Source organism: Phenylobacterium sp., from assembly GCF_036963605.1.
Lineage (GTDB): Bacteria > Pseudomonadota > Alphaproteobacteria > Caulobacterales > Caulobacteraceae > Phenylobacterium.
On record NZ_JBALUY010000008.1, the window covers coordinates 43,601 to 55,758 of the forward strand.

General features: G+C 66.3%; 12 protein-coding genes. 10 read left to right on the forward strand and 2 right to left on the reverse strand.

Going from position 1 to position 12,158, the window contains the following annotated elements:
- Nucleotide 1: 1 nt before the first annotated feature.
- From V7702_RS03050 to V7702_RS03090, 9 genes are read left to right on the forward strand one after another with little or no spacing between them, the layout of a single operon-like run.
- Nucleotides 2-1,117: a recombinase RecT gene (locus tag V7702_RS03050; protein ID WP_335648670.1), complete on the forward strand. Its 1,116-nt coding sequence runs from the start codon at nt 2-4 to the stop codon at nt 1,115-1,117.
- Complete coding sequence (locus V7702_RS03055) at nt 1,114-1,494, forward strand: HNH endonuclease (protein ID WP_335648671.1); 381 nt, start codon at nt 1,114-1,116, stop codon at nt 1,492-1,494. The genes V7702_RS03050 and V7702_RS03055 overlap by 4 nt, the downstream gene beginning before the upstream one ends.
- Nucleotides 1,491-1,820: a hypothetical protein gene (locus tag V7702_RS03060; RefSeq protein ID WP_335648672.1), complete on the forward strand. Its 330-nt coding sequence runs from the start codon at nt 1,491-1,493 to the stop codon at nt 1,818-1,820. The genes V7702_RS03055 and V7702_RS03060 overlap by 4 nt, the downstream gene beginning before the upstream one ends.
- The gene (locus V7702_RS03065) at nt 1,817-2,008 is read left to right on the forward strand and encodes a hypothetical protein (protein ID WP_335648673.1); all 192 of its coding nucleotides are present in this window, start codon (nt 1,817-1,819) and stop codon (nt 2,006-2,008) included. Before V7702_RS03060 ends, V7702_RS03065 begins: the two co-directional genes overlap by 4 nt.
- Nucleotides 2,008-2,220, forward strand: a complete 213-nt coding sequence (locus tag V7702_RS03070) for a hypothetical protein (RefSeq protein WP_335648674.1) — start codon at nt 2,008-2,010, stop codon at nt 2,218-2,220. The genes V7702_RS03065 and V7702_RS03070 overlap by 1 nt, the downstream gene beginning before the upstream one ends.
- A complete protein-coding gene (locus tag V7702_RS03075; RefSeq protein WP_335648675.1) occupies nt 2,198-2,695 on the forward strand; it encodes a hypothetical protein in 498 nt (165 codons plus the stop codon). Before V7702_RS03070 ends, V7702_RS03075 begins: the two co-directional genes overlap by 23 nt.
- Nucleotides 2,692-3,195 (forward strand): DUF4326 domain-containing protein, encoded by a 504-nt coding sequence (locus V7702_RS03080; RefSeq protein ID WP_335648676.1) that lies wholly within the window; start codon nt 2,692-2,694, stop codon nt 3,193-3,195. The genes V7702_RS03075 and V7702_RS03080 overlap by 4 nt, the downstream gene beginning before the upstream one ends.
- Nucleotides 3,192-3,497, forward strand: coding sequence for a hypothetical protein (locus V7702_RS03085; protein ID WP_335648677.1), 306 nt, complete (start codon nt 3,192-3,194; stop codon nt 3,495-3,497). The genes V7702_RS03080 and V7702_RS03085 overlap by 4 nt, the downstream gene beginning before the upstream one ends.
- A complete protein-coding gene (locus V7702_RS03090) occupies nt 3,494-3,697 on the forward strand; it encodes a hypothetical protein (RefSeq protein ID WP_335648678.1) in 204 nt (67 codons plus the stop codon). The genes V7702_RS03085 and V7702_RS03090 overlap by 4 nt, the downstream gene beginning before the upstream one ends.
- A 41-nt stretch (nt 3,698-3,738) precedes the next feature.
- Here the strand turns inward: V7702_RS03090 and V7702_RS03095 are convergent, their stop codons facing one another.
- Together V7702_RS03095 and V7702_RS03100 are read right to left on the reverse strand one after the other, a co-directional pair.
- The gene (locus tag V7702_RS03095) at nt 3,739-4,056 is read right to left on the reverse strand and encodes a hypothetical protein (RefSeq protein ID WP_335648679.1); all 318 of its coding nucleotides are present in this window, start codon (nt 4,054-4,056) and stop codon (nt 3,739-3,741) included.
- Nucleotides 4,057-4,111: 55 nt separating this feature from the next.
- Entirely contained in the window at nt 4,112-4,303 is a 192-nt protein-coding gene (locus tag V7702_RS03100) for a hypothetical protein (RefSeq protein WP_335648680.1), read from the reverse strand.
- 671 nt (nt 4,304-4,974) lie between these two features.
- On the opposite strand from V7702_RS03100, the gene V7702_RS03105 reads away from it, so the two are divergent.
- The coding region (locus V7702_RS03105; RefSeq protein WP_335648681.1) for an autotransporter-associated beta strand repeat-containing protein at nt 4,975-12,158 on the forward strand (7,184 nt) is incomplete at its 3' end.

Consider the following 12,158-nt stretch of genomic DNA (forward strand, 5'->3'; position numbering starts at 1 on the left):
CATGAACGCCGTAACCCAAGAGCGCCCTACGCCCCCGGCCCAGCTGGTCCGCCAGCAGTTGGAGGCCATGGCGCCGCAGTTCGCTCTGGCCCTGCCGCCTCACGTCCCCGCCGAACGCTTCGTTCGCGTCGTCATGACGGCGGTGCAGTCCAACCCCGACCTGCTGAGCAAGGACCGGCAGTCGCTTTTCGAAGCGTCGATGAAATGCGCGCAGGACGGCCTGGTCCCGGATGGGCGGGAAGCGGCGCTGGTGATCCACAAGAACAAGGTCACCTACATGCCCATGGTGGCGGGCATCCTGTCGAAGGTGCGCCGGTCTGGCGAGCTCAAGTCCATCGGCGCCCACGTCGTCTATGAGAACGACGAGTTCGACTACATGCTCGGGGACGAAGAGCGGATTCACCACAAGCCATTCATCGGCGGAGACCGCGGCAAGCCGATCATCACCTACGCGGTCGCCCACACCAAGGACGGCGGCATCTATCGCGAGGTCATGACCGAGGCCCAGGTCATGGCGGTGAAAGCCATCAGCCGGGCTCAGAACGGCCCGTGGTCCGGTCCCTTCGCAGACGAGATGCGGCGCAAGACGGCCATCCGGCGCCTGTCCAAGCGCCTGCCCATGTCCACCGATCTGCTGGCCGTGATCGAGCGCGACGACGAGCTCTATGACCTGAACAAGCCTCAGCCCGTGCAGGTCCGTCGCCTTCACTCCGGGTTCGAGACCGAAGCCCTTTCGGCGCCCGACGCGTCCGACGACGACATCCCCGAGTTTCCGCGTGGCGAGGACGCGGAAGACAAGGCCCCTGCCGCCGATGGCGATGACCCGTCAAAGGCGGGGGCCGATGATTTCCCCGGTGACAAACCCAGCACCGGAGAAGATGCAGCCGAGCCCGTTGGCGAAGGGGCCGATGAAGGGGCGGGCTCGGCTGTAACCGTTCTGTCCAAGGTCGATCAGGTCATTGCGGACTTCGCCTTCAAGAGCCTGGCCGAGCTGAAAACCGTTCAGGCGGATCGCAAGTTCGCCGCCTTCGTGGTGGCCGTTCGGGCTCAAGACCCGGACGCTGCAGATCGGGTTGAACAGGCCCTCAAGGATGCGCTGGGGGCGTTTGGCCAATGACCGGCCGCTCCGTCCCCGAATGGATCGGCAAGACGCCCGACGCGAAGATCCCGCCGCGTGTCCGCCTCCGCGTGTTCGAGCGCCACGGCGGCCGCTGCCATTTGTCCGGACGCAAGATCATGCCCGGCGACCTTTGGGACTGCGACCACATCGTGGCGCTGATCAACGGCGGCGAACACCGGGAGTTCAACCTGGCGCCGGCGCTCCGCTCCAAGCACCGCGAGAAGACCGCCGAGGACGTGGCGGAGAAGTCCAAGACCTACCGCATTCGCGCGAAGCACACGGGCGTCATCCGCCCCAAGGGCTTCGGCAACCGCTCACGCAAGTTCAACGGCGAGATCAGCCTCACGGCTCGCGCCAGAAGGGAAGCATCATGACCCCCGCCGACACCAATAAGCCGTGGACTGCGGGGCTGAGCTGGGAGGCTCGCTTCACCAGCTACTCGCAAGGATGGACCGTCTACGGGCGCGACGAGAACGGTGAGTATCTCGTCGCTGAAAGCATCGGACCGTATGCCGACGACGACGAAGAGGAAGCGAGAGCCGAGCGCGAAGCCAATCTTCTCGCCGCCGCCCCGGATATGGCCGAGGCTTTGGCGGACGCCAGAAGGCTTCTCATTCAGGCTGACCCTGACCTGATCGACAGCGCGTGTGTCGCCAAGATCGACGCCGCCCTCCAGAAAGCGCGTGGAGGGGAGTCATGAGCGGGGTTCACTCCGGCCTGGCAGCCCCCGTACCTGGTGGGGGAGCCCACGGAGCTCTCTTCCGGGCGGCCGAGGACGTGGTGCGCAACGACACGCCGTACAACCGCACCAACTTCGCCAAGCAGGCGCGCCCGGAGGCAATCCTAGCCTTGTTCGACAGCATCAGACGTTCGGGCGTGGTGTTGTGATGGATGACACCGCGAGAATAGAGGCGCTTGAGGCTATGCGCGCCGCTGCTGACCATGAAGGGGTGACGGCGGCTTTTGAGCAGTCGATGCAGCAAGTTCCGGACCCGGTTCCGTCGGCTTCGGTCGAGAAAATGCAGGCGTCGGTGGACGCCTATCTCAGCGCCCTCAAATCAAAAGAATGCCCCCCGCATGACCCCCCAAGCCATCCATGAACTGAAACCCGTCGTGCCGATCGATGGCCAGTCGTTCAGCAGCGAACAAGACTGGATTAATCGCGCCTCTCGGGTCCTGACGGCGCACCCCGAATACAACAACGCCGAGCATGGCAAGACGAAGGGTTGGCGCGGGCATCACTTCACGGCGCTCTGTTTCGATCAGGCCGGAAACCGGATGCGGAACGGCGGCGACTTCATGCGCGCCACGAAGGAAGGAACATATCCAGTGTGGTGGATTTGGCCCGATCAGTTTCCCGCCCTCATAGCCGATTATGAGCGGATGCGGGGGGCTTTGGAGAAGATCGAGCGATGGTTCGGTGAGTTTCCCGAGACGGCGCGTTTCTGGCCCAACGAGGACGGGTCCGACAGCGACAGCCCGATGTCCTATTCGTCCGCGTGGGGCTCGAATGGCGAGCGCGACTACATGCGCTCTGTCGCCCGCCAAGCCCTCACCCAAGGAGAATTGTCATGAGTAGGGTTCACTCCGGCGCAAGCGCCTCCGTACCCACCGAGACTGATCGACCAGTCCGCGTCAAGCTGTCCCGCGCGAAGGGCTGGAGGATGCCGCCGAACACCGTGAAAGTTGATCGCGGGACCGGCTGGGGCAATCCCTGGTTCGTGGGTGAGGGCCGCGTCAAGCTCCACTCCGGCCATGTCGTGAGCATCGGCCCAACCCTCACTGCCGAGGGGGCAATCGACCGTTTCCGCCGATGGATGGCTGGGGAGTTTGGCTACTTCATCGGCGACATGGTGCGCCATCCGCTTTTTGACCTTGTGCTGTGCCCCGGCGCGCCGCCCAACCCGTCATTCCTTCGCGGCAAGAACTTGGCTTGCTGGTGTGCGCTGGATGCGCCGTGCCACGCCGACGTGCTGCTGGAGTTGGCCAACCGGCCTGACAGCGCCTCGATGGGTATGGAGGCCCGTCAGGGCCGGAATGAGCCCAACCAACCCTCCCCCGGAGAGAAGACATGAGCGACACCCTATCCCAAGCCGCTCGGGTGATTGCTCTAAGCTACGGCGTCGATCCTGACGACTATGCGCCGCTGTCCACAATGTGCACGGCTGACAATCAGCCCGTCTTATGGTGGCAGGTCTATGAGGAGCAGGCCCAAGCCCTCCGCGACGCAGGACTGCTGGTGGGTGGGGAGCCGGTGCACTTCCAATGGAACCACGGCTGGAAGCTGTGGGAGCAGGTCATCCCAGAGGCCGCGGGCAAGAAAGGCGTGTTCGCTGCATACGGGCTCCCCCTTCCCCAAGGAGGCGGGGAGACATGACCCTGGCTCACGCCAACGATAACGGGTCGAAGATCTGCTACTCCTACAAGGAGGCGGTCGCGGCCACCGGCGCCACCCGGAACATGCTGTCCGAGATGGTCAGCAGCGGCGAGCTCGAGGTTCGCCGCCGCGGCCGGCGAGTGTTCATTCTGCGCGCCAGCTTGGAGGCTGCTTTCGGGTCTATCGACCGCGCGGCTTAGGGCGCATTTTAGGGTGAGGCCCGCTCAGGAGCCGCAAACCCTTACGCTACAACACGGGTTGGGCGGACACCCTCTCCGCCACCGCTGGATCCAGGCAAGTCGTCCGGATGGTCGCGGACGTCGAACACGAGGGCCTGGGGGATCGGGGCCCGGCCGTGGCGGCCGGCCTCGAAGAAGACCGCGCGAGCGTTGTATTTGCGCGCCTTCTCCATGACCGCGACCTGGTCCGGCGTCATGCGGGAGCGATCGTAGTCCCGGGTCGAAACGAGGCCGTCGATGACTGGGAGTTCGGAATCCCTGGCGACCGCGAACAGCCAATCGGCCGTGCGGTCCGATGCGTCGGCGAAGGCCAACGTCATGGCTGCCGCCCCGCCCGACGCCAACGCCGCGACGTCCTCTGAAGATCGATCCGGATCACTGGCACCGCCGGGCCTTGGACAGGACAAACCCCTCTTTCAGGAGCTCGGTCATGCTGACCCCTTCGGAGACCGCGAACCCTTTGAACTGCTTCTTGAACTCAGGGCTCACCTTGAAGTTCAGGGTGACGCCGCGATCGGTTTCGACGCCCGTATCCGGGCCCGATACATCGCGTTTGGTCTGCGCCATTGCATGGCTCCTACGATGACGGTCGGCCCCTCCAGACCGCATCGGCGACCAGAGAATGGACCGATTTCAGGCTTTCTTGCAATCCAGAAAGCCAGAAAGCCAGAAAGCCAAATGGCGTGGGAAGGGTGTTCGGACGAGCGCTGAATCGCGTCCGAGGCACAATCCTGGGGGCGTAAGTTGCGGCGTACGACCTTCTGCTTTCGGCGTCAGCCTCAATGTCCGCTGCTGGCGCTTTCCAGACCGGGACACGTCGGCGGACGGCCCCTTTCAGCGCACCTATTAGTTCGGTCAGAGTGGCGTGAGTATCGTGGCCTGTCGCCGTTTTCAGGACCAGCCCAAGCTCGAACCGGCTGCCTCCGGCTACGGCTACTGATAAACCGTCTGTTTGCGCCAAGGTCGCGGGATGGAAGCGCTGCGGGCGACAGCTTTTTCAGGACGCGGCGGGACTTGTCCTGGCGCGACAGCCTTTGTCGGCTGGCACCGAGCAGACGTAGCTTCGAGGCATCCATGTGTACGCCTCTTCGGTCGGCGTGGGCGCGTCGTGATGCTGCCCAGACTGCGAAGCATCTACACAATTGAAGACGCCGGTCCGCTCCTAGACGTGCTCGAATGAGCCCTTGTGGTCCGTACGCACAGGGCCGTTCCCGACCGCCTTGTCCTGGTAAGAATCCATGCATAATTCGCCCCGCCGCACCGCCCTGCTCGCCTGTGTTTCCGCTCTTGCGATTTGCGCCACCGGCGCAGCATCTGCGCGTGCCCAGGATCGCGTCTACCCGGCCGCCAACGCCGCCCTGACCGCCGATGAAAATATCGGCGGAAGCCTCATCATAGGCCAAGGTGGCGCAGCAAACGTCAGCATTGAGGGCGCGGTCATCGATGTCGATAACCTGGTCCTGATCGGCGATCAGTCCGGTGACGAAGGCTATCTGATCGTTCAGCTGGGCGGTCAGTTGAACGCGCCCGTCGGCGAGATCTCTCTCGGTCGATCGGGAGGACTGGGATACCTGCAGATCCTGACGGGCGCCGATGTCACCACATTGACCACGATGATCGGAGGCTTGGGAACCGGCTCGCTCACCGTGGACGGGGCCGGATCGACCCTTACGACGGACTATATCCGCGCAGGCACGAGTTTCGGCGAGGGATACCTGACCATCTCCGGCGGCGGGCTCGTCACCAGCGCCAACAACGCCCTGCTCGGGGAATTGAGCGGCGCCTACGGAAGCGCCATCGTCACCGGCGCGAGCTCACGCTGGAACCACCAGGACCAACTGTTCATCGGCTATCGCGGCGTCGGCGATCTGCAGATCGCCGACGGGGGCGTGGTCGAGAGCGCGACCGGACGTATCGGTGAGTTCGCAGACTCCGCCGGGGCGGTGACGGTGGCCGGGGCAGGCTCGCAGTGGGCGATTGTTACGGATCTTTTTGTCGGCATGGAAGGCGATGGCGCACTGCACGTCGCGGACGGCGGCTCTGTAACGGGCCAGAACGCCAATCTCGGCTTCATCGCCGGTTCCACGGGGTCGGCGACAGTGACGGGGAGCGGATCCTCGTGGGCCCTCAGCGGCTCCCTGATCGTCGGATACCAAGGCTCCGGGGCTCTGATCGTGACCGACAACGGCGTCGTTGACCTCGGTCTTGGCCTCGTGGCGGTCGCCTACGACGCGGGTTCCTCGGGCGTCGTGAGTATTGGCGGGGCGGCCGACGGAGCGGCGGCGGGGGCCGGCACGCTCGAGGCGGGCGAGGTGCGTTTCGGCGCGGGTTCGGCAAGTCTGGTCTTCAATCATACCGAAACGGACTACGTCTTCGCACCACTGATCACCGGCTCGGGTCGTGTGAGCCACCTTGCCGGCACGACCATCCTGACGGCCGACAACGCATGGACCGGCCCCACGTACGTTCACGGCGGCACGCTGGTGATCGAGGGGGCCAGCAATCAAGGCGCCGGCGCCTTTCAGGTGGGCCAGGTATCGGGTGACGACGGCGCGTTGATCCTGCGCGGCGGCGGAACCATCGACAGCGGAAACGTCACCCTGGGGTTCGAGGCCGGCTCCGTCGGTGAAGCGACGGTGACCGGGATCGGTTCGGCTTGGGATGCCGGGGGAAGCAATTTCCGTGTCGGCGATGAAGGGGACGGAATCCTCACCATCTCCGGCGGAGGCTCGGTCAGTTCCTTTTACGGCAGTGTCGGCTTGCGCGCCGGCAGCACCGGCGACGCGACGGTCACTGGGCCTGGCTCCATATGGGCTGTGACCAGTGAGTTCGGCGTGGGCAGCGCGGGCCACGGAACCCTGACCATTTCGGACGGAGGCGCGGTCAGCGCCGCCCAGGGAGTGCTGGGAGCTCTGATCGGCGCCATGGGGGAGGCCGCCGTAACCGGGACCGGCTCCAGTTGGACCAACAGCGGCATACTTTATGTCGGATACCAGGGCTCGGGCGTTCTTGAGGTGGCCGATGCGGCCCAGGTGACCAATACCACCGGCTACATCGGGCACACGGCAGGATCGACCGGCGAGGCGACAGTGACGGGCGTGGCCTCGCTCTGGGACAGCAGCAGCGTTCTCCGGGTCGGTTTCAATGGTTCCGGATCGTTGGTGATCGCCGACAACGCAACGGTGCGGGTCGGCAACGGAACCGGCGTGGTTCATGTCGGAACCGGTGCAACCAGCGAAGGCGTATTCTCCATAGGAGCGGCGGCGGGTGAGACCGCGGTGGCGGCCGGCGCCCTCGAGGCTGCCGAGGTGCGTTTCGGCGCCGGAACAGGCGCGCTGGTCTTCAACCACACCGAGACCGGTTACGAATTCGACGCTCTGATCACCGGCGCCGGGCGGATAAGTGCACTGGCCGGCCTGACCACCCTCACAAACAACAACACGAGCTTTACCGGGGACACGTTCGTGGCGGGCGGGCACCTCCGGATCGCGGATGTTCTGGGCGGCGACGTGACCGTATCGGGCGGTTCCCTGGGCGGCGCGGGTTCCGTGCTGGGCGCGGTCAACGTCGGCGCCGGCAGTCTGGTCGGCGGATCGGGCGCGGTCCTGACCATGGGATCGCTGGTTCTGGGCGCAGACTCGATCCTCAACGTGACCCTGGACGGTCCCGGCGCGACAGCCTTGTTCGACGTGACCGGCGACCTGACGCTGGACGGTACGCTCGACATTACAGACGCTGGAGGCTTCGGGGCCGGAATCTACCGCCTCTTCGATTACGGCGGGGCGCTGACGGACAACGGGCTTGAGATCGGCGACCGGGGCGGCGCTGCGAGCGCGGCTTTGAGCGTGCAGACTGCTGACGCAGGCCAGGTGAACCTGGTCTATTCAGACGACCTTCTGTTCTGGGACGGCGCGGGGCCTGCCGACGACGGGATGATCCAGGGCGGTGCAGGCGTCTGGAGCGCAATCTCGACCAACTGGACAGATCTGAACGGCGACACCAACGGGGCCATGTCCCCGCAGCCAGGATTCGCCGTGTTCCTGGGGACGGGCGGGACCGTGACCGTGGATGGCGCGGACGGGATGGTGACGATCACCGGCGCCCAGTTCGCAGTGGACGGTTACACCCTGACCGGTGACGGCGTTGAGCTGGAGGCGCCGGGGGCGGGCCAGCCGGTCATCCTGCGTGTGGGCGACGGCACGGCGGCGGGCGCGGCGATAACGGCCGAAATCGGGGTCGACCTGAGCGGCGTAGCGGCGGTGACCAAGACGGATCTCGGCGAGCTCATTCTTGGAGGGATCAACAGCTGGACCGGCGACACGACCGTGCATGACGGCCGTCTGATCCTGCGCGGCGGATCGATCATCAATGGATCCGACCTGTTCGTGGTGGGCTCCTCCGACGTGGCTGAGATGCTGGTTGACGGCGCAGGATTTGTCTCGCTCGGCAACGTGGAGGTGGGCGGCGCCGGCGGCGGCGGACTGACCGTCAGTGGAGCCGGTTCACGGCTTCAGGCGTCCGGTGACGTGGCCAATTCCGGCGCCGGGCCGGCGTCGATCGCCGTGCAGGCCGGGGCAAGCCTTCATGCCGACGGCATGATCCAGCTGGATTCGGCCGCCATGGCTTCGATGATCGTAAGCGGTGCGGGATCACGGGTCACCGGCGGAAGCGCCCTCAGCCTGGGCTTCGCCGAAACCGGCGTTCTGCTGGTGGACGACGACGGCAGCGTGGAGAGCGTCAGCGGCTTTCTCGGATTGCTCACCGGCGCGTATGGCCAGGCCACGTTGATGACCGGTGGCCGGTGGTCGGCCGAGGAAGTGTTCGTCGGCTACGAGGGCGAGGGCCACCTTCAGGCGTTGGATGGAGGTTCGCTCCAGATCGCTGTCGGAGTTGCGGGCGGGGCCGGCTCCCTGGAGCTGGGCAGCGTCCTGAACGGATATGGCGTGCTGGAAGTTGAGGGCGGCCTTGCCTCCATCGAGAACACTTTGTGGGTGGGGCGCGCCGGCGACGGGATCGTCGATCTGGGCGAGGACGGCGTGATCCAAAGCGGCTCGACGGTCATCGCCGAGGGAGCGGCTTCCATCTCCCAAGCCACGGTCAACGGCGGCCAGTGGACCAACACCGGCGCCTTCGTCGTCGGTCAGGAAGGTTGGGGCTCGTTGTACGCCGAGGCAACCGGCTCTCTGACCACGGGCAACGCTGTCCTTGGCCAGGATATCGACAGCCTGGGCATGGCGGTGATTACGGATGCGGCCACATCCTGGGTCATCAACGGCGGCCTCACGATCGGCGAAGAGGGCGAGGGCGCGCTTCAGGTCCGCGACGGCGCCGTGGTCTCCGGCGGCGTGGGCCGGGCGGGTGTCGGGGCAGTCGGCTCTGCGGAAATATGGGTGACAGAAGACGGCGTTCTCAACCTCGATAGCCTGACGTTGGGCGAAGAGGGCGAAGGCTATCTGACGCTCACCGACGGCGGAAGCCTGAGCCTGAATGGTGGCACAGGCGTGCTGACCCTGGCCTCGGACGCTGCGGGCTATGGCGTGCTGACCATCGGCGGCGTCGGATGCGGCTGCGTTCCCGGCGCCCCAGATGTGACGGGCGTTTTGAACGCTGCGGAGATCGTGTTCGGCCCGGGTAAGGGCGAGCTCTATTTCAATCACACGGATACGGACTATGCCTTGAGCGCCGAATTGACTGGCGCCGGCATGGTGTCGGCTCTGGCGGGTACCACGCGCCTGACTGGCGACAGCGCTGACTTCACCGGCCAGATGTTCGTTTCCGGTCCCGATGCGCGTCTGTTGGTGGACGGCGAGGTGGGCGGCGATCTGTTGAACAGCGTGACCGTGGTGGCTGACGGCGGCCGCCTGGGCGGTTCGGGGACGCTGGATCATTATGTCGCCGTCGACGTGGGCGGCGTTCTCGAAGGCCGTTCGGGCCAGACCCTGACTCTCGGCAATCTGATGCTCGCGGCGGGCGCAATCGTCGAGGCGTCGCTGGGCGCGCCGAGCGCCGATGTGCTGTTCGATGTGACAGGCGACCTGACCCTGGACGGCGAACTTCATGTGATGGATCTGGGCGGCTTCGGCGCCGGGCTCTATGGCTTGTTCGGCTATGGCGGGACGCTGGTCGATGATGGCCTGGACATCACGTCGGCGCCGGGCGGCGTGAACCTCAGCGACCTGTCGCTGCAGATCACGGGAGACCGGGTCAATCTGATCAATGTCGCAGGCCAGACGCTAACCTTCTGGGACGGTGCGGGGCCTGCCAACGACGGCGTGGTCAGCGGAGGCGACGGCGTCTGGACCTCAGCGGGCGGAAACTGGACCAACGCCGCCGGCACGGTGAACGGCGTCATGGATCCGATGCCGGGCTTCGCGGTTTTTTCCGGTTCGGCCGGGACGGCGACGGCGGACGACGTGGACGGCGCCCTGGCGGTCACCGGCATGCAGTTCGCCGTGGACGGCTACAGCGTCGTAGGCGACGCCATTGAACTGGCTCCCACGGGCGGCGACCCTGCCATCATCCGGGTGGGCGATGGCACGGCGGCGGGCGCGGCCATGACGGCGATGATCGACGTCGACCTGACCGGGACGGCCCTGCTGCGCAAGACCGATCTGGGCACGCTGGTGCTGACCGGCAATGCGGCCCACACCGGCGGTACGGAGATCGCCCAAGGCGGCCTGCGCGTCGGCGACGGGGGCACGACCGGGTCGCTCACCGGCGACGTGGCCAACGAAGGCGTGCTGACCTTCGACCGTTCCGACGAAATCAGCTTCGGCGGGGTGATCAGCGGGACCGGCGATCTGGTGCAGGCGGGCGCCGGCGTGCTCCGCCTGACGGCGGCCAACACCCATACCGGCGCCACGCATGTGCTGGCGGGGACGCTGGACGTGTCCTCGGCTTATGGCCGGCTGAACGGCCAGACGGCGCTGACGGTGGCTGCCGGGGCCACCTTCGAACTGGGCGGGACCTTCCAGGATGTGGGCTCCTTCGCCGGAGCAGGTGTCATCTCGGGCGCAGGCGGCACGCTCAGCGCGGGCCTGGACGACCGCAGCACGACCTTCTCCGGAAGCCTTCTGGTCTCCACCGTAAATCTGTCGGGGGCTGGGACCCTGACCGTGTCCGGCTTCCATGCCCTGGAAACCCTGCGCATCGCCAACATCGTGCGCATCGGGGCGGGCGGCTGGAGCGACCTGACCGGAACCGACGGGCCGGTGGTGCAGATGTCCGGAGGCCTGCTGGATCTGGGTGGAAACGCCCTGCTGATCGAGACGCTGGAAGACCTGGCGCTGCCGGGCGCTGTGAGCCTGGGCGACGGCGGGGTGCTGACCCTCAGCGATGGACGGACCCAGTTCCGGGGCGTGATCACGGGCTCGGGCGAGTTCGTCAAGGATGGCGCTTACGACTTCACCCTTGCGGGCGACGTGGCCTACGATGGCGATCTGACCATTCTGAATGGCGCAGTGGTGCTGACCTCGACCGCGACCCTGACCGGCGACCTGGGCCTGTCGCTGGCCTCGGGCGCGCGGTTCGACCTGAACGATACGGACCAGCGCCTGACAGGTCTCTCGGGGAGCGGTCGGGTCGATCTGGGCATGGGCTCACTTGAACTGGCCGTTGGCAATGCGACCTTCGCCGGCGCCTTCGCCGGAACGGGCGACATCACAGTGTCGGGAGGGGCGCTGGGCCTCGATGGGGACTCCTCGACATTTGATGGCACGGTCACGGTCGAGGACGGCGCGAGGCTGACCGGCTCGGGCGTGGTCGGCGGCCTGACCACCATCGCCGACGGCGGCATGCTGTGGGGCGTTCAGGGCCGGACCCTGGCGCTGGGCGCGCTGGTGCTGTCGGAGGGCGCGACGGTGGCCGTCGCGCTGGGTGCGGCCGGCGATACGGCCCTGTTCGATGTGGCCGGGGACCTCACATTGGACGGTGAGCTTCATGTGACGGACGTGGGCGGCTTCGGGGCCGGGGTCTATCGCCTGTTCGATTACGGCGGCGACATCACGGACAACGGCCTGGACATCGCCTCGACCCCCGCGGGCGTCAGCGTGGACGATCTTTTCGTCCAGACCTCGGTCGCCAATCAGGTGAACCTGGTCTCAACCTTCGATGTTGAGCTGCGCTTCTGGGACACCGCCGCATCGACTGACGACGGCGTCATTCAGGGCGGAGCGGGGACCTGGACCGCCACCGGGCGCGGGTGGACCGGAGCCGACGGGGCGGTGAACGGGGCCTATGACAACCCCGCCTTTGCGGTGTTCATGGGCACGGGCGGAACCGTGACCGTGGACGGGGCCGGTATCGGCGTCACCGGGATGCAGTTCGCGGTGGATGGCTATCAGATCACCGGCGACGGGATCGCCCTGACCGAGGACGAGACGATCGTGCGGGTGGGCGACGGCACGACGGCGGGGGCGGAGAT